The 16018-nt window shown below is 69.7% G+C and carries 17 protein-coding genes; 9 read left to right on the top strand and 8 right to left on the bottom strand.

Annotated elements, in window-relative coordinates; translation table 11 throughout:
* Window positions 1-10 precede the first annotated feature (10 nt).
* The gene (gene ppk2 / locus ASG40_RS12340; protein WP_055885899.1) at window positions 11-934 is read right to left on the bottom strand and encodes a polyphosphate kinase 2; all 924 of its coding nucleotides are present in this window, start codon (window positions 932-934) and stop codon (window positions 11-13) included.
* Window positions 935-1102: 168 nt separating this feature from the next.
* Here ppk2 and ASG40_RS12335 point away from each other — a divergent pair, with 168 nt between their 5' ends.
* The 4 genes from ASG40_RS12335 to ASG40_RS12320 all read left to right on the top strand — a co-directional run bounded on the left by ASG40_RS12335 (window position 1103) and on the right by ASG40_RS12320 (window position 5520).
* Window positions 1103-1285, top strand: a complete 183-nt coding sequence (locus tag ASG40_RS12335; protein ID WP_055885897.1) for a YegP family protein — start codon at window positions 1103-1105, stop codon at window positions 1283-1285.
* A gap of 154 nt (window positions 1286-1439) precedes the next feature.
* On the top strand, window positions 1440-2465 hold the full coding sequence (locus ASG40_RS12330) for a CorA family divalent cation transporter (RefSeq protein ID WP_055885894.1): 1026 nt from the start codon (window positions 1440-1442) through the stop codon (window positions 2463-2465).
* A 95-nt stretch (window positions 2466-2560) separates the two neighbouring features.
* Window positions 2561-4906, top strand: a complete 2346-nt coding sequence (locus ASG40_RS12325; protein WP_055885891.1) for an Orn/Lys/Arg decarboxylase N-terminal domain-containing protein — start codon at window positions 2561-2563, stop codon at window positions 4904-4906.
* Window positions 4903-5520: a GNAT family N-acetyltransferase gene (locus ASG40_RS12320; RefSeq protein ID WP_055885890.1), complete on the top strand. Its 618-nt coding sequence runs from the start codon at window positions 4903-4905 to the stop codon at window positions 5518-5520. Before ASG40_RS12325 ends, ASG40_RS12320 begins: the two co-directional genes overlap by 4 nt.
* Before the next feature lie 101 nt (window positions 5521-5621).
* On the opposite strand, the gene ASG40_RS12315 is transcribed toward ASG40_RS12320, so the two are convergent.
* Entirely contained in the window at window positions 5622-5837 is a 216-nt protein-coding gene (locus ASG40_RS12315) for a hypothetical protein (protein WP_055885887.1), read from the bottom strand.
* A gap of 158 nt (window positions 5838-5995) precedes the next feature.
* On the bottom strand, window positions 5996-6568 hold the full coding sequence (locus tag ASG40_RS12310; protein ID WP_055886408.1) for a ComEA family DNA-binding protein: 573 nt from the start codon (window positions 6566-6568) through the stop codon (window positions 5996-5998).
* A 188-nt stretch (window positions 6569-6756) separates the two neighbouring features.
* Here ASG40_RS12310 and ASG40_RS12305 point away from each other — a divergent pair, with 188 nt between their 5' ends.
* From ASG40_RS12305 to ASG40_RS12290, 4 genes are all read left to right on the top strand, one after another.
* Entirely contained in the window at window positions 6757-8622 is a 1866-nt protein-coding gene (locus tag ASG40_RS12305) for an ABC transporter ATP-binding protein (protein ID WP_055886406.1), read from the top strand.
* Between the two features lie 57 nt (window positions 8623-8679).
* Window positions 8680-9825, top strand: coding sequence for an FAD-binding domain-containing protein (locus tag ASG40_RS12300; protein WP_055885884.1), 1146 nt, complete (start codon window positions 8680-8682; stop codon window positions 9823-9825).
* A 183-nt stretch (window positions 9826-10008) separates the two neighbouring features.
* On the top strand, window positions 10009-11196 hold the full coding sequence (locus ASG40_RS12295; RefSeq protein WP_055886403.1) for a patatin-like phospholipase family protein: 1188 nt from the start codon (window positions 10009-10011) through the stop codon (window positions 11194-11196).
* 101 nt (window positions 11197-11297) lie between these two features.
* Window positions 11298-12923 (top strand): ABC-F family ATP-binding cassette domain-containing protein, encoded by a 1626-nt coding sequence (locus ASG40_RS12290; RefSeq protein WP_055885882.1) that lies wholly within the window; start codon window positions 11298-11300, stop codon window positions 12921-12923.
* A gap of 32 nt (window positions 12924-12955) precedes the next feature.
* Here ASG40_RS12290 and ASG40_RS12285 read toward each other — a convergent pair whose 3' ends face one another.
* Window positions 12956-13084, bottom strand: a complete 129-nt coding sequence (locus tag ASG40_RS12285; protein ID WP_055885879.1) for a hypothetical protein — start codon at window positions 13082-13084, stop codon at window positions 12956-12958.
* A 147-nt stretch (window positions 13085-13231) separates the two neighbouring features.
* Here ASG40_RS12285 and ASG40_RS12280 point away from each other — a divergent pair, with 147 nt between their 5' ends.
* Entirely contained in the window at window positions 13232-14482 is a 1251-nt protein-coding gene (locus ASG40_RS12280) for a NupC/NupG family nucleoside CNT transporter (protein WP_055885875.1), read from the top strand.
* A 4-nt stretch (window positions 14483-14486) separates the two neighbouring features.
* Here ASG40_RS12280 and ASG40_RS21255 read toward each other — a convergent pair whose 3' ends face one another.
* Genes ASG40_RS21255 through minD form a run of 4 tightly spaced genes read right to left on the bottom strand, consistent with a single transcriptional unit; the run spans window position 14487 to window position 16008 of the window.
* Entirely contained in the window at window positions 14487-14633 is a 147-nt protein-coding gene (locus ASG40_RS21255) for a hypothetical protein (RefSeq protein WP_156387701.1), read from the bottom strand.
* 5 nt (window positions 14634-14638) lie between these two features.
* Window positions 14639-14872 (bottom strand): hypothetical protein, encoded by a 234-nt coding sequence (locus ASG40_RS12275; protein WP_055885873.1) that lies wholly within the window; start codon window positions 14870-14872, stop codon window positions 14639-14641.
* A 45-nt stretch (window positions 14873-14917) separates the two neighbouring features.
* The gene (gene minE, locus ASG40_RS12270; RefSeq protein WP_055885872.1) at window positions 14918-15196 is read right to left on the bottom strand and encodes a cell division topological specificity factor MinE; all 279 of its coding nucleotides are present in this window, start codon (window positions 15194-15196) and stop codon (window positions 14918-14920) included.
* On the bottom strand, window positions 15193-16008 hold the full coding sequence (gene minD, locus ASG40_RS12265; RefSeq protein WP_055885869.1) for a septum site-determining protein MinD: 816 nt from the start codon (window positions 16006-16008) through the stop codon (window positions 15193-15195). The genes minE and minD overlap by 4 nt, the downstream gene beginning before the upstream one ends.
* Window positions 16009-16018 lie beyond the last annotated feature (10 nt).

Raw genomic sequence — 16018 nt, 5'->3', positions numbered from 1 at the left:
CCGCCCCCGATCAGTAGCGGGACGGCACGAACATCTCGGACGGGACCGGCTGGCGCGCGTAGTCGTCGTGGCGCACCCGCTCGGGCAGGACCACGGTGGGATGGGGGACCTCGCCGTAGGGGATCTGCGTCAGGAGGTGGTCGATGCAGTTGAGGCGGGCCTTCTTCTTGTCGACGGCCTCCACCACCCACCACGGCGCCTCCGGGATATGGGTGCGGGCGAGCATCACCTCCTTGGCCTTGGTATAGTCCTCCCAGCGGCGGCGGGACTCCACATCCATCGGCGACAGCTTCCACTGCTTGAGCGGGTCGTGGATGCGCATCTGGAAGCGTAGGGCCTGCTCCTGGTCGGTGATCGAGAACCAGTATTTCAGGACGATGATGCCCGAGCGGACCAGCATCCGCTCGAAATCGGGCACCGACTGGAAGAATTCCTCGTATTGCGCGTCGGTGCAGAAGCCCATCACCCGCTCGATGCCGGCGCGGTTGTACCAGGAGCGGTCGAACAGTACGATCTCGCCGCCGGCCGGCAGGTGGGCGACGTAGCGCTGGAAGTACCATTGCGTGCGCTCGCGCTCGCTCGGGGCGGGCAGGGCGGCCACGCGGCAGACCCGGGGGTTGAGGCGCTGGGTGATCCGCTTGATCGCGCCGCCCTTGCCGGCCGAATCGCGGCCCTCGAACACCACCACCACCCGCAGCTTCTGCGACTGGACCCAATCCTGCAGCCGGACGAGCTCGTGCTGGAGGCGGAACAGCTCGCGGAAGTAGAGCCTGCGGTCCATCTGCGGAGCGCGGGGATCGCCCGCGACGGCGTCGGCCAGGCGTTCGAGGCGCTCCTCCTCCATCTCCATCTCGAGTTCTTCGTCGAAGTCGTCGGCGACCTCCCTGCGGATCGCCTCGATGTCGAAGGTGCCTGCCTGCCGCCCGTGATCCATCGTCGTTCCAACGCCTCGAGGTCCCTCGGGCGCTTAGACCATGCCGATGTGACAGTTCGGCGAAACGCCCCGCCGTCGCGCACGCCGCGGCGGGCACCCCTGGATTCCGACGCCGACATTCTTTAAGGTTGATTCGCTACCTAGAGTTATTCTTGCGTGAGGACATCGATGAGCACCTGCAAGGGACGCGACGGCGACACCTGGGAGATCTACGCCAGCGGGACCGGCTGGCGGTGGCGCCGCACGGCATCGAACGGCAGGATCGTCGGCGCCTCCACGGAAACCTACGCCAGCAAGGCGAACTGCATCGAGAACGCGCGCCGCAACGGCATGGATTGCACGCCGGCGTAGGGCGCATGGTCGACAGGGGCCGGCCCGCGTCGTCTTCCGGCCACGCGAGTCGGCCTCGTCACGCACGGTAAGGGCGTCATCAAGGTGTCGCCGCTACGCGCGATGGAGCCGGGGACGGTTCGGCACTTTGCCGGCGAGGAACCGGCGGGGCCCGATGCCGCGACTTCTCACCGACGAGGCCGTCCTTCCCGGCCTGATCTTCGGGCTCCACTTCGACGGGCGGGGCCGCGCCTCGCTCCTCGAGCCCGGCGCCGACCTGCCGCCGCTCGATGCCGCCGCCGGCTTCGTGTGGCTGCACGTCGACCTCGTCGATGCGCGCCTTCACGGCTCCGTCGAAGCCGGGCGGCTCGGACCGCCGCGTCTGGCCGCGGCGATCTTCGCCCGTGACGGCCACCAGCGCGTGGTGGTCGATGGAGCGGCGTTCGGCCTCGTCGTCGCCGATCGTGAACGGGATTTTGCCGGCGCGCTGAGCGACGAACCCACCGGCCGGCTGCATTGCGTGCTCGGGCAGGGCTACCTCGTCAGTGGGCGCCGACACGCCACGGCCTGCGCGGAGGCCGCCCGCGACGCCGCCCTGGCAGGCCTGACGGTCACCTCGCCCGCCCGCCTGCTCGAGCTCTTCGTCGGCCACGTCGTCCAGGCGATGGAGGCGGGCGCCGTCCGCATGTCCGAGGAACTCGACGCCATCGAGGACCGGATCCTCGACGGGGCGGGTGCCGACGACACCGGTCCGTTGGCGCCGATCCGTCGCCGGGCGGTGCGCCTGCGCCGCCAGGTCGCCGGCCTCGGCGCCGTGTTCCACCGCCTGGAGGCCGAAACCGACGACGACGGCGACGCCTTGCCGGAGGCGGTAATGACCATGGCCGCCCGCGTCGTCCAGCGCATCGATTCCCTCGACCGCGACATGGGTGTGCTGGCCGAGCGCAGCCGCCTGCTCCAGGACGAGATCGCCGGCCGCACCGCCGCGCAGACCAACCGACAGCTCTTCACCCTCTCGATCCTGACCTCCCTGTTCCTGCCGCCGACCCTGGTGACCGGCGTGTTCGGCATGAACAGCAAGGGCCTGTTCCTCGCCGACTTCGAGAACGGCTCGACCATCGCCCTGGGGATCGGCGCGCTCTCGTCGCTCGCGGTGTTCCTCGTCATCCGCCGCCTCGGTGTCGCTGGTCGGCGCGGTTGATCCCCGGGCGCATTGCGCCCATCACCAGCACGCCGTCATCGCCGCGTCATCCCGCGTCGCAACGGTGACGATCCCACCACGGAGCCTTCCCCCGCATGGACTTCTTCCGCCGCTTCACCGTGCTGATGTGCGCGCCCAACTTCGATCCGGACGACCTCGAAGGCGTGCGCGTCCAGCAGATCCTCACCTCCATCGAAAAGCTCGGCTTCGAGGTGGTGCGCGCCCGGCGCGTCGAGGATGCGGCCATCGCGGTCCAGACCGACGCCGCCATCGGCTGCATGGTGGTGGATTGGGGCAAGCGCGGGCTCGACGGCAAGGCGGCGGCGCTGATCAACCTCATGAGGAAGCGCGGGCTCGAGATGCCCATCGTCATCATGGTCCGAAGGAAGCGCCTGGAGGACATCCCCGTCGAGGTGCTCGACTTCATCGACGGCTACATCTTCCTCGCCGAAGAGACCCCCGACTACATCGCCCGCGGCCTCGTCAGCCGCGTCAAGCAGTACGCCGAGACTCTCAAGACGCCGTTCTTCGGCGCGCTGGTGGATTACGCCGAGCAGGGCAACCAGCTCTGGACGTGTCCGGGCCACAACGGCGGCATCTTCTACAACCGCTCGCCCATCGGGCGGATCTTCGTCGAGCACCTCGGCGAGGCGGTGTTCCGCGACGACCTCGACAATTCGGTGCTCGACCTCGGCGACCTCCTCGTCCACGAGGGCCCGGCCCTCAAGGCGCAGAAGGAGGCGGCCGTCATCTTCGGGGCGGAGAAGACCTACTTCGTCCTCAACGGCACCTCGGCCTCCAACAAGATCGTCCTGTCGGCGCTCGTGGCCGAGGGCGACCTCGTGCTGTTCGATCGCAACAACCACAAGGCGGCCCATCACGGCGCCCTGTTCCTCGGCGGCGCCGTGCCGGTCTTCCTCGAGACCGACCGCAACTGCTTCGGCCTCATCGGCCCGATGTACCACGAGGCCCTGGACGAGGCCGCGATCCGGGAAAAGATCCGCACCAACCCGCTGGTCACCGACAAGGAGGCGTGGAAGCGCGAGCGCCCGTTCCGCGTCGCGGTGGTGGAGCAATGCACCTACGACGGCACGATCTACAACGCCCAGATGATCCTGGAGAAGATCGGCCACCTCTGCGACTACATCCTCTTCGACGAGGCCTGGGCCGGCTTCATGAAGTTCCACCCGCTCTTCGCGGGCCGCTTCGCCATGGGTCTCAAGAACCTCGACGAGACCTCGCCCGGCATCATCGCCACCCAATCGACCCACAAGCAGCTCGCGAGCTTCTCCCAGGCCTCGCAGATCCATACCAAGGACAGCCACATCCGCGGCCAGACCCGGCGGATCGAGCACCGGCGCTTCAACGAGACCTTCCTCGTCCACGCCTCGACCTCGCCGTTCTATCCGCTGTTCGCCTCCCTCGATGTCGGCGCGCAGATGATGAAGGGCCGCTCGGGCGTGGTGCTGTGGGACGACACCATTCGGCTCGGCATCGAGTGGCGCAAGAAGGTCCGCGCCATCCGCCGCGAGTTCGAGGAGAAGGAGGGCGACCCGCTGCGCCGCTGGTTCTTCGACCCCTTCGTGCCCGACACGGTGAAGGGACCGGACGGCAAGGTGCCGTGGGAGAGCATCTCCACCGACGAGCTCGCCAGCGACTCGAAATACTGGGAGCTGACGCCGGGCGCCTCCTGGCACGGCTTCACCCACGTGGCGCCCGACTACGCCATGACCGACCCCAACAAGCTCACCGTGCTCACCCCCGGCTTCGACCGGCGCACGGGGGAATACGCCGCGCACGGCGTGCCGGCCCCCATCGTCGCCCAGTACCTGCGCGAGAACCGCATCGTGCCGGAGAAGAACGACCTCAACTCGCTGCTCTTCCTGCTGACGCCGGGTGTCGAATCCTCCAAGGCCGGTACGCTGATCTCGGGGCTCGTGGCCTTCAAGCGCCTGCACGACGAGAACGTGCCGCTGGAGGACGCCATGCCCGAGTTCGTGCGGCGCCGGCCCAACCGCTACAAGGGCGTGCGCCTGCGCGACCTCTGCGCGGATTTCCACGCTTTCCACCGCGAGCACGGCACCAGCACGCTGCAGCGTAAGCAATTCGAGCCGGGGCACCTGCCCGAGATGGTGATGACCCCCAAGGAAGCGGTGCAGCAACTCACCCGCAACAACGTCGATTACGTGCCCATCGCCGAGGCCGAGGGCCGTGTGGCGACGACCTTGCTTCTGGTCTACCCGCCGGGCATCGGCACGGTGCTTCCGGGCGAGCGATTGGACGAGCGGGCCAAACCCATGCTGGACTACTTCAAGATGTTCGAGCGCTCGGCCAACCTCTTCCCGGGGTTCGAGGCCGAGATCCAGGGCGTGTTCCGCGATGTCGCCGCCGACGGCACCATCCGGTTCTACACCTACGTCATGCGCGAGGGCCGGGCGTGAGCCTGGCGGGGCCGCCCGTCGCGTCCGACCCGGACGTGGTCATCCGGCCGTCGTCGGACGCCGACGTGCCGGCGATGGTGGCGATCTACGCCCACCACATCCGCCGCGGCATCGGCGACATCGGCGATTTCGAGGAGGACCCGCTCCAGCCCGACGACCTCAAGCGCCGCCGCAAGGCGATGCGCAAGAAGCGGCTGCCGCATCTGGTGGCCGACCGGGACGGGGTGGTGGCGGGCTATGCCTACGCCGTGCCCTTCCGGAAGCGGCCGGCCTATCGCTACACCCTCAAGCACTCGATCTACGTCCACCACGACCACCTGAACGCCGGCATCGGCCGGCGCCTGCTACCGGCCCTGATCGAGGCCTGCGCCGCCGGCGGCTACCGGCAGATGATCGGCTACATCGACGCCCGGAACGAGGCCTCCCTGCGCCTCCACGAGGCCTGCGGCTTCACCCGGGTCGGGCTCCTGCCGGCGGTGGGCTACAAGTACGGCCGCTGGAGCGACAGCGTCATGGTGCAATGCGCCCTCGGCTCGGGGAGCGACGACCAGCCGGCGACCTGGAACCGCCCGGTGGCGGCCATCGTCGCCGCAGACGACTGGGTGAACCGGTAGGAGCGTCCCGCCCCCCGATCGCCGTCCGATCGTCGAGCGGTCCGGATCGGGGCGACGTCGACGACCCGATCCGTTCCAGAGGCAGCCTATGGCCGCGGGACCTACTGCTGCGCCCGGTTGATGAGGGCCTGGAGGGCGCGTGCCACCGGCTCGGTGATGGTCTTGCGGTACTTGCGGTGGACCAGCTGGCCGTTGTGATAGATGTCGTGCTCGACATAGAGGCGCTCGCCGTCCCACCGCACGACATGGTCGGAGTTGGTGGTTTCCTCGACGCCCAGATCCTCACGCAGGATCGCGCCACGGGGTTGGGTCAGCATGTCGGTCCTCTCAGGTCCAGGCGCACGCGATCCGGGCGCACGGGTTACAGGGGGCGGAGTGTAGAGGGCTCCTCGGCGGGACGCCACATCTCAGGGCTGCCGCCGACGTCGTGTTTCGTCCCGCACCACGGTCCACGCGCCGCCGTCGGCGAGACGGGTCAGCGCACCGTCACCTGGTCCTTGATGCGCTGGTAGGTCGACCGGCTGAGGATGCGCTTGGACAGGAGCTGGTCGACGGTGGCGTAGGGCCGCCCCCGGACGATCGCCTTGCCGATGGCGCCGCCACCCTGCAGCCCGTTCAGCTCGGCAAGGCTCGCGCTGTTGAGGTCCACCACCGCCAGCGCGCGCGGGCCTGTGGCGTCGGCGGCCGCGCCGGCGGCATCCTGGACGGGCTCGGCGCGAGGGGTCTGGTCGAACACGGTCGGAGCCGCGCGCTGCGGGACCGGTTCCGGCGCCGGTGGCGGCTCCGGAGGAGGGGGCGTCGGTCGCGCCGGGTTCGGCTCGGGTGGGCGCTCGGCGGTCCGCGGGTCGGGGCCGGCGGGCGCGCTGCGGACCTCGGGCGGCGGCGGCTTGGTCACCGGCGGCGCCTGGCTCGACGATGTCGCCGGAGCGTCCCGAACCGGGGAGATCTCCTGGCCGGACGACGGCCAGAAGATCTGGACCAGTGCCGCGAGCAGGGCCGCCACGAGGACGAGGACCGCGACGCGGACGAGGGCTGAACCGCTGAGCATCGTGTTCCGCTTCACGCAACGATAGTGCCGGACGCTACCACGAGCATCGGTGAGCCGTCGCGCCGCCGCATCCTCCATCCACCGGCAATCGCCGGCGTACACTCGGGCATCGTGCCGTGCACCCGCCGGCCGGCTGCGACCGGATGACGGGATCGACGCGTGGAAGCGTCCGCGTCATGGTCGCGGCCATGCTCTCACGCTCCTTTTTCGATCCGGCGAGGTTGCGCCGGGCCGCGGCCGGCCGCCTCGGGCCCCTGCGCCATCTGCCGGCCCTGGTCCGGCTCGTCTACGCCGCCAGCCCGCGGCTGCTCGTGGCGAGCCTCGCCCTGCGGCTGGTGCGCGCCTGCCTGCCCGTCCTGATCCTCTACCTCGCCAAGCTCATCCTCGATGCCATCGTCGTCGAGCACGGGCGGCCGCGCCCGTTGGGCTGGGACGCCTGGATCTCCGATCCGCATCGCGCCCGCCTCGCGGGGCTCGTGGCGATGGAGCTCGGGCTGGCGGTCCTGTCGGACCTGCTCGGACGGCTCAGCACCCTCGTCGACGGGCTCGTGGCCGATCTCTACGGAAACGCCGCCAGCCTGCGCCTCATGCGCCACGCCGCCGCCCTCGATCTCGAGCAGTTCGAGGACAGCGCCCAGCAGGACCGCATCGAGCGGGCGCGGCGCCAGGTCACCGGCCGCTCCAGCCTGATCACGCAGATGTTCGGCCAGGTTCAGGACCTCATCACCCTGGCCACCTTCGCCGCGGGCCTCCTGGCCTACGCGCCCTGGCTGATCCTGCTGCTGGCCGGCGCCTTGGTTCCGGCCTTCCTCAACGAGACCTACTTCAACCGCCAGGGCTACCGGTTGGCCTGGACCCGGACGCCCGAGCGGCGCCAGATCGACTACCTGCGGTACCTCGGCGCCAGCGTGGAGGCGGCCAAGGAGGTCAAGCTGTTCGGCCTCGAGCGCTACATCGCCGCCCGCTACCGGGTGATCGCCGACAAGCTCGTGGCCGACAATCGCTCCCTCGCCATCCGCCGTGCCGCCTGGGGCGGGGGCTTCGCCGCGCTCGGCACGCTCGCCTACTACACCGCCTACGCCACCATCGTCTGGCGCACGGTGGCCGGCGAGTTCTCCATCGGCGACCTCGCGTTTCTCGCCGGCTCGTTCCAGCGGCTGCGCGGCCTGATCGAGGGCCTGCTGCTCGGGGTCTCCCAGATCGCGTCGCAGGCGCAGTACCTCGACGACCTGTTCTCGTTCTTCGCGGTCGTTCCGACCATCCGGTCGCCGCCCGCGCCGGCGCCGTTCCCGCGTCCGATCGCGGAGGGGATCGTGTTCGAGGATGTCGGCTTTCGCTATCCGGGGACGCAGACCTGGGCGGTGCGTGGCCTGAGCTTCCGCCTTTCGGCCGGGGAAGTGCTGGCGCTGGTGGGCGAGAACGGCGCCGGCAAGACCACCATCGTCAAGCTCCTCACCCGCCTCTACGACCCCACCGAGGGCCGTATCCTCCTCGACGGGCGCGACCTGCGCGCCTACGACCTCGACGCGGTGCGCGGCGCCGTCGGCGTCATCTTCCAGGATTTCGTGCGGTTCGACTTCACGGCCTCGCAGAACGTCGCTGTCGGCCGGATCGAGGCCCGGGACGACGCCGGTCGGATCGCCGCCGCCGCCGGACGCAGCCTCGCGGACGGGGTGATCGGCCGGCTGCCCCTCGGCTACGACCAGCCGCTGGGCAAGCGCTTCGAGGGCGGCGTCGACCTCTCCGGCGGCGAATGGCAGAAGATCGCGCTCAGCCGCGCCTACATGCGCGAGGCCGAGATCCTGGTGCTCGACGAGCCGACGGCGGCCCTGGACGCGCGCGCCGAGTTCGAGGTGTTCCGGCGGTTCCGCGATCTCAGCAGGGACCGGACGGCGGTGATCATCTCGCACCGCTTCTCCACCGTGCGCATGGCCGACCGCATCCTGGTGCTGGAAGGCGGCCGGGTGCTCGAAACCGGCACCCATGCGCAGTTGCAGGCCCAAGGCGGGCGCTACGCCGAGCTGTTCGAACTGCAGGCGGCCGGATACCGCTGACGGCCGCGTCGTCGTGTCCGGATCACCCCCGCGCGCGGCCGCCCTACCCTTGCCGTCATGCAGCAGACAGCCAGACTCACCCGCGCCGATGGTCTCGCACGCCTGGAGCGCTTCGCCCCGCGCCTGGGCCGCGCCTATGCCGATACCCGCAACACCGACCGGGGACCCTCGGCGGAGCCGACGACCACCGCCTTGTCGCCGCACCTGCGTCGGAGGCTCCTGACCGAGCAGGAGGTGGTGGAGGCCGCCCTCTTCGCCCATGCATCGACGGCGGCCGAGAAATTCGTCCAGGAGGTCGTCTGGCGCAGCTACTTCAAGGGCCATCTCGAAACCCGGCCCGGCATCTGGGCCGACTACCGCCGGGGCGTGGTGGCCGGGCACGAACGGCTGGAGCGGGAATCGGGCCTGCGCAAGGCCTACGGGCAGGCGGTCGCCGGCGGGACCGGGATCGACGGGTTCGACGACTGGGCACGCGACCTCGTGGAGTTCGGCTGGCTCCACAACCATGCCAGGATGTGGTTCGCCTCGATCTGGATCTTCACGCTGCGGCTGCCCTGGGAACTCGGTGCCGACTTCTTCATGCGCCATCTCCTCGACGGCGATCCGGCGAGCAACACCCTGTCCTGGCGGTGGGTCGCGGGCCTTCACACCCGGGGCAAGCACTATCTGGCGCGGGCCGACAACATCCGTCGCCACACCGACGGCCGCTTCGACCCGAAGGGCCTCGAAGAGGCGGCCGACCCGCTGGACGAGCCCGCGTCCCGACCGGTGTCGAAGCTGGCGCCCGCCGACCCGAGCCCGCGCGGCGACGTCGCGCTCCTCATCCACCTCGACGACCTCCACCCCGAAAGCCTGCCCCTCGACGGCGCCCGCGTCGTTCGGGTCGGCGGCCTGCTGGCCCATGCGGACGGCGCGGCCGATCCGGTGATCGAGGCCGACCGCACGGCCATGGCCGACGCCCTGGCCCGAGCCGCAGCGCATTTCCAGTGCCCGGCCGACATCGCGGACGAGGATTTCGCGACCGGTGCGCCCGTCGTCGCCCCCTGGGCGCCGGTCGGCCCGTCGGCGGACGCCCTGCCGTCGGTCGCGCGCCTGCGCCGGCCCTGGGACGAGGCGATCTGGCCGCGCTCCACCCGGGGTTATTTCCAGGTCAAGGCGGCGATCCCCGAGATCCTGGCGGCCTGCGACGTTCCGATCCGCTGAACGCACGGGCCGGACCTGTCGCCGCAATGCCTCAGGTCGGCGCCGAATGCCGGGCCGGCCCCGCCGATGCGCGATGCCGTTTGCCCGGTGCCCGCCGGAACGGTACTATGGTCAAGCTCGTTCCGGACCCGGCCCCACGTCGGTCGCAACGAACGCAAGCTCTTCGGACGCGTGAGGATGACGATGGTTCGCCGCTCCGGTTGGGTCCGCGCGTTCGTGGCGGGCATGGTCGCGGCACAGGTGGGTGCCTGTTCCTCGATCCCCCGCGTCGGCTACAGCGCCGAGCAGGCCGCCGCGGCGGTGGTGCCGGGGATGGACCCGGGCGTTCGCGCCTATGCGGATGCTTCCGAGAGCACCTTCAACGGCATGGTGGCCCGGCAGGACGCCAAGACGTCGCGCTTCGCCTACCTCGCCCTGTCCGGCGGCGGCGGCGACGGTGCCTATGGCGCCGGCATCCTCAACGGCTGGACCGCCTCGGGCACGCGGCCCGAATTCTCGCTCGTGTCCGGGGTCAGCACCGGCGCGCTGATCGCGCCCTTCGCGTTCCTGGGGCCGGCCTACGACGCGACGCTCACCGAGATCTACACGAGCGGCATCGCCTCGACCCTGGTGCAATCGCCGAGCGTCACCAACGTCCTGTTCGGCTCCGGCCTGTTCGGCGACGGGCGCCTGCGCGACCTCGTCGGCCGGTTCGTCACCCCCGACCTCCTCGTGGCGGTGGCCGAGGCCCACGCCAAGGGTCGCCGGCTCCTCGTGGTGACCACCAACCTCGATTCGCAGCGGGCGGTGATCTGGAACATGGGCGCCATCGCCACGAGCGGCGGCCCCAACGCGGTCGGCCTGTTCCGGGACGTGCTCACCGCCTCGGCCAGCATCCCCGCGGTGTTCCCGCCCCAGCTCATCGACGTCCAGGACGGCCCCAAGGCCTTCCAGGAGATGCATGTCGACGGGTCGGTGGTGACGCCGGTGTTCACGCTGCCGCAGTCGTTCCTCCTCAAGGACGGGAGCCTGCGCGGCAAGGTCGGCAAATCCGACATCTACGTGGTCATCAACGGGCGCTTGGAGCCCGAATTCGACCTCGCCCAGAACAATACCCTCTCCATCGTCGAGCGGTCGTTCACCACCGCCAGCCGCTCGCGCAGCCGCGCCACCCTCGCTTCGACCTACGCCTTCACCCGTGCCAACGGTATCGGCTTCAACCTGACCTACATCGACGAGACGGCGCCCAACACCACCGCGGCGCGCGGCTTCGACACCGGCTACATGCGCAAACTCTACCAGGACGGTTACGAGAAGGGCCGCACCGGCTCGTTCTGGTTCAGGACCGTGCCGACCGCGCCGCTGGTGAAGGCCATCGTCGCCGCGCGGTGACCAGACCCGCGACGGCGGGCCTCGCACATCATGCTGCGCTGCGGTAGGAACGCGCGACAAGGCCGGCCCCTCGGCCCGCCTGCCGCTCCTGATTGTCCGCCATGCTCCAGATCGAAGACCTGACCTTCAACGCGTGGGGCCGCCGCTTCTTCGATCGGGCAAGCGTCTCCGTCCCTCCGGGCTCCAAGGTCGGCCTCGTGGGGCGCAACGGGGTCGGGAAGTCGACCCTGTTCAAGATCATCCTGGGCGAATTCCAGCCCGACAGCGGGACGGTGTCCCTGCCCAAGACCGCCCGCATCGCCTCCGTCGACCAGGAACATCCCGCGACACCGGTGAGCCTGATCGACACCATCCTGGCGGCCGACCTCGAGCGCGAATCCCTCAACCTCGAACTCGAGACCGCCGAGCCCGAGCGTATGGGCGAGATCTACGGCCGGCTCATCGAGATCGATGCCGACAGGGCCCCGGCCCGTGCCGGCGAGATCCTGGCGGGCCTCGGGTTCTCCGTGGCGGACCTCGCCCGCCCGATGGCGGAGTTCTCCGGCGGCTGGCGGATGCGGGTGGCGCTCGCCGCCGCGCTGTTCGCCGAGCCCGACATGCTGCTGCTCGACGAGCCCACCAACTATCTCGACCTCGAAGGCGCGCTCTGGCTGGAGGCGCGCCTCAAGCGCTACCCGCATTCGGCGCTGATCATCAGCCACGACCGCGAGCTACTGAACAACTCGGTCGACGCGATCCTCCACGTCGCGGGCGAAAAGCTCGAACTCTACACGGGCGGCTACGACGACTTCGAGAAACGCCGGGCCGAGAAGGCGCGGCTCCAGGCCTCGACGAAGGTGAAGCAGGAGGCCGAGCGCGCACACCTGCAGAGCTTCATCGACCGCTTCAAGGCGTCCGCCTCCAAGGCCGCCCAGGCGCAGTCGCGCATGAAGCGTCTCGCCAAGATGGAGCCGATCGCCACCACCATCGAGGAGCACGTGGCGCCGTTCCACCTGCCGTCCCCGAAGCGCCCGCTGGCGCCGCCGCTGATGCACCTCACCGACGCCACCATCGCCTACGGCGAAGACGCGCCGGTGCTGCGCGACCTCAACCTCACGCTCGACGTCGACGACCGGATCGGGCTCCTCGGCGTCAACGGCGCCGGCAAGTCCACCTTCGCCAAGATGGCCGCGGGGGCGCTGCGGGTGCGGGACGGGCGCATGGTACGCGAGGGCCGTGTCCAGGTCGGGTGGTTCCACCAGCACCAGATCGAGGCCCTCGACCCCAACGACACGCCGCTCGCCATCATCCGGCGCGAGCGGCCCGACGACAGCGAGTCCTCGCGCCGTGCCAAGCTGGCGAGCTTCGGCCTCGGGTTCGACAAGCAGGAGACGACGGTCGATTCGCTGTCCGGCGGCGAGCGGGCGCGGCTGCTCCTCAACCTCGTCGCGATGCAGGCGCCGCACCTGCTCATCCTCGACGAGCCGACCAACCACCTCGACATCGACAGCCGCCGCGCGCTTCTTGACGCCCTCAACGACTACGGCGGCGCCGTCATCCTCATCACCCACGATCGCTCGTTGATGGAACTCGTCGCCGATCGGCTCTGGCTGGCGGCCGACAACACCGTCAAGCCGTTCGCCGGCGACATGGACGACTACGCCCGTTTCGTCCTCGACCGGTCGAGGGCCGGCAAGAGTGCGCCGGGCCAGGGCCGGGAGAAAAAGAGCAAGCGCCGGGCGGCGTGACGCCCGGCGCGGTCTCCGTCACAGCGCCGACATCACTTCCGCAGGAGCTTCGTCACGAGCCGGCCGATGGCGTTGCTCGAATCGGAATTGCGGGTGTCGCGAACGACGGTGCGGTCCTCGGTGCCGAGGATCTTGGTGACGAGGCGTCCGATCAGGCTCATGGCTTGACTCCGTTTCGATCGATGGAGCGCCGGAACGACGGCGCAGCTTGACCATAACGGGTGAATGCCGGCGCCTGTTCCCGTTTCCCGCGGCATCGCGCTTGCTGGCTCCGCCATGGCCGCCGTAGACGGGCCGGGTGGGGGACCATGACCGACAAGTTGATCCATGCCGGTGCGAGCCTCGCGTTCCTCCTGTGCGTCGCCGTGCTGTTTTCCACCGACCGGCGGGCGATCCGGCCGCGGATCGTGTTCGCCGCGCTCGGGCTTCAGGTGGCCCTCGGCGCCCTCGTCCTGTTCCTGCCGGCCGGGCGGGCCGGCCTCGAGGCGGCCGCCGGTCTGGTCCAGACCGTCCTCGGCTATGGCGACCGCGGGGTCGCGCTCCTGTTTGGCGCCCTCGTCGAACCCAGGATGCTCGAACTCTTCGGTGGCTCGGGCTTCATCCTCGCCCTGCGCATCCTGCCGCCGATCCTCTACGTCTCGGCTTTGATCGCGCTCCTGTACCATTTCGGGGTGATGCAGGCCCTGGCCCGCGTCCTCGGGGCCGCGCTGCAGCGCCTCCTCGGCACCTCGCCGATCGAGACCTTCTCGGCCGTGATCACCGTCGTCATCGGGCAGAGCGAAATCGCGGTGGCGCTGCGCCCGTTCCTGATGCTGCTCACGGGGGCCGAACTGTTCGCGGTGATGTCGAGCGGGGCGGCCTCCACGGCGGGCTCGATCCTGGCGGGATACGCCGCGCTGGGCGTGCCGATGACCTACCTTCTGGCGGCGAGCGTCATGGCGATCCCCGGCGGGCTCCTCTACGCCAAGATCCTCGTTCCCTCGACGGAGCCGACGCGGGTGACCACCACCCGGGTCGAGTTCGGCGAGAGGCGTGCCACCAACGTGTTCGAGGCGGCGGCCGACGGCACCCAGAAGGGGCTCGCGGTGGCGGTCTCGGTGGGAGCGATGCTGATCGCCTTCGTCGGGCTCATCGCGCTCCTCAACGGGATCGTCGGCTGGAGTGCGGGCCTGGTCGGCTATCCGGCCCTGACCATCGAAGGGGTGCTCGGCGTCGCCCTGGCGCCGCTGGCCTGGCTGATGGGCGTGCCCTGGGAGCAGGCCGAGCTCGTGGGCGGCGCCATCGGCCAGAAGATCGTGTTCAACGAGTTCCTGGCCTACGCGCAGCTCTCGCCGACCCTGGTGGCCGGCACGCTGGACCCGCGCACGACCGCGATCCTGTGCTTCGCGCTGTGCGGGTTCGCCAACCTCGCCTCGATCGGCGTGCAGCTGGCGAGCTTTTCGGCGCTGGCGCCCGAGCGCAGGGGCGAGGTGGCGCGCTACGGCGTGCGCGCAATTCTGGCCGGCACCCTGTCGAACCTGACGAGCGCCACCATCGCGGGCGTCTTCATCGGCGCGTGAGGTCTTACGGTCGCCGGTCGGCGCGACCGCGATCCTCGATCGCCCGGGTGTTACGATCGAAGTTACGGGCCGCGATCCAGACCGAGGTCAAGCCGATGACGGAAATCGCCAGGGCGACGCCGGCGACCTGGAGCGCGTAACCGTAGGTCATGGCGTTCAATCCTCCGACCGGACAAAGCGCAACGTGATCTGTCCGACGAGATGTAGGCTTGTGGCAGCGGAAAGCAAAACCCAACCGCCGTCACGGAACACGTCGAGATGACGCTGAGCGAACGGCACCACGAAGGCTGCGCCGAAGGTTGCGATCGACAGGGAGTTGAACAGCGTCGCCAATAGCTTCACACCCTCGTTGAAGCGTTTGGCGCGGTGCTTGGCGTCTTCGGTCGGCATCGCGGCGTCAGGCCGCGATGCGTCGGTGCATGGAGGATACAGGCCTCACGCCGCCGCCAGGCGGCCGCTGACCTGAACCGGCAGTTCGATGTCGACGCCCAGGGTCGAGACCCCGACGCCGCGCTCCAGGCGGATCTGGACCTTGTCGCGCTCCACCGTGACGTGCTTGGCGATGACGGCCAGGATCTCCTCGCGCAAGAGCAGCACGAGGTCCGAGCCGCCGGCGCCGGCGCGCTCATGGGCGAGGATCAGTTGCAGCCGGTCGCGGGCGACCCGCGCCGTGGGGCGGCGGTTGAAAAGACTGAAGATGTTGAACAGGTTCATGCCGCCCTCCGCATGAGCAGTTTGTCCATGAACGACTTCTTCTCGGAGGGCACGGTCATCGCCACGGTCTCGCCGTTGAGGCGACGGGCCGCGTCGATGTAGGCGCGGGCCGGCGCGCTCTGCGGGTTGTTCATGGTCACCGGGCAACCGACGTTCGAGGCGCGCAGGACCTCCATGCTCTCGGGGATGATGGCGAGCAGCGGGATCGAGAGGATCTCGAGCACGTCGTCGATCTTGAGCATGTCGCCGCGCTCGGCGCGGGAGGGGTCGTAGCGGCTGAGGATGAGGTGCTTCTCCATCGTCTCGCCGCGCTCGGCCTTGACCGTCTTGGAGTCGAGGAGCCCGATGATGCGGTCGGAATCGCGCACCGAGGACACCTCCGGGTTCGTCACCACCACGGCGAGGTCGGCGTGGCGCATGGCCAGCGTGGCGCCGCGCTCGATGCCGGCGGGGGAATCGCAGATCACCCAGTCGAACTTCTCGCGCAGTTCCTCCATGACGCGGGCGACGCCGGCATCGGTGAGGGCATCCTTGTCGCGGGTCTGCGAGGCCGGGAGCAGCGACAGGTTCTCGAGCCGCTTGTCGCGGATGAGGGCCTGGTTGAGCTTGGCGTCGCCGTTCACGACGTTGATGAGGTCGTAGACGACCCGGCGCTCGGCCCCCATGACGAGGTCGAGGTTGCGCAGGCCGACGTCGAAGTCGACCACGGCGACGCTGGCGCCGCCCTGTGCGAGTGCCGCCCCGAGGGCGGCCGTGGTGGTCGTCTTGCCGACGCCGCCCTTACCTGAAGTCACGACCAGAATTTTGGCCATCGTGGGTCTG

Source organism: Methylobacterium sp. Leaf399, from assembly GCF_001424525.1.
Taxonomy (GTDB): Bacteria; Pseudomonadota; Alphaproteobacteria; order Rhizobiales; family Beijerinckiaceae; genus Methylobacterium.
The sequence above is the reverse complement of the archived record's forward strand: the minus strand, read 5'-3'. Positions and strand labels throughout refer to the sequence as shown.

What these genes read in the sequence shown, in the direction of transcription:
- ppk2 (WP_055885899.1), bottom strand. Translation starts at nt 934, where the DNA reads ATGGATCACGGGCGGCAGGCAGGCACCTTCGACATCGAGGCGATCCGC.
- ASG40_RS12335 (WP_055885897.1), top strand. Translation starts at nt 1,103, where the DNA reads ATGAGCACCTGCAAGGGACGCGACGGCGACACCTGGGAGATCTACGCC.
- ASG40_RS12330 (WP_055885894.1), top strand. Translation starts at nt 1,440, where the DNA reads ATGCCGCGACTTCTCACCGACGAGGCCGTCCTTCCCGGCCTGATCTTC.
- ASG40_RS12325 (WP_055885891.1), top strand. Translation starts at nt 2,561, where the DNA reads ATGGACTTCTTCCGCCGCTTCACCGTGCTGATGTGCGCGCCCAACTTC.
- ASG40_RS12315 (WP_055885887.1), bottom strand. Translation starts at nt 5,837, where the DNA reads ATGCTGACCCAACCCCGTGGCGCGATCCTGCGTGAGGATCTGGGCGTC.
- ASG40_RS12310 (WP_055886408.1), bottom strand. Translation starts at nt 6,568, where the DNA reads ATGCTCAGCGGTTCAGCCCTCGTCCGCGTCGCGGTCCTCGTCCTCGTG.
- ASG40_RS12305 (WP_055886406.1), top strand. Translation starts at nt 6,757, where the DNA reads ATGCTCTCACGCTCCTTTTTCGATCCGGCGAGGTTGCGCCGGGCCGCG.
- ASG40_RS12300 (WP_055885884.1), top strand. Translation starts at nt 8,680, where the DNA reads ATGCAGCAGACAGCCAGACTCACCCGCGCCGATGGTCTCGCACGCCTG.
- ASG40_RS12295 (WP_055886403.1), top strand. Translation starts at nt 10,009, where the DNA reads ATGGTTCGCCGCTCCGGTTGGGTCCGCGCGTTCGTGGCGGGCATGGTC.
- ASG40_RS12290 (WP_055885882.1), top strand. Translation starts at nt 11,298, where the DNA reads ATGCTCCAGATCGAAGACCTGACCTTCAACGCGTGGGGCCGCCGCTTC.
- ASG40_RS12285 (WP_055885879.1), bottom strand. Translation starts at nt 13,084, where the DNA reads ATGAGCCTGATCGGACGCCTCGTCACCAAGATCCTCGGCACCGAGGAC.
- ASG40_RS12280 (WP_055885875.1), top strand. Translation starts at nt 13,232, where the DNA reads ATGACCGACAAGTTGATCCATGCCGGTGCGAGCCTCGCGTTCCTCCTG.
- ASG40_RS21255 (WP_156387701.1), bottom strand. Translation starts at nt 14,633, where the DNA reads ATGACCTACGGTTACGCGCTCCAGGTCGCCGGCGTCGCCCTGGCGATT.
- ASG40_RS12275 (WP_055885873.1), bottom strand. Translation starts at nt 14,872, where the DNA reads ATGCCGACCGAAGACGCCAAGCACCGCGCCAAACGCTTCAACGAGGGT.
- minE (WP_055885872.1), bottom strand. Translation starts at nt 15,196, where the DNA reads ATGAACCTGTTCAACATCTTCAGTCTTTTCAACCGCCGCCCCACGGCG.
- minD (WP_055885869.1), bottom strand. Translation starts at nt 16,008, where the DNA reads ATGGCCAAAATTCTGGTCGTGACTTCAGGTAAGGGCGGCGTCGGCAAG.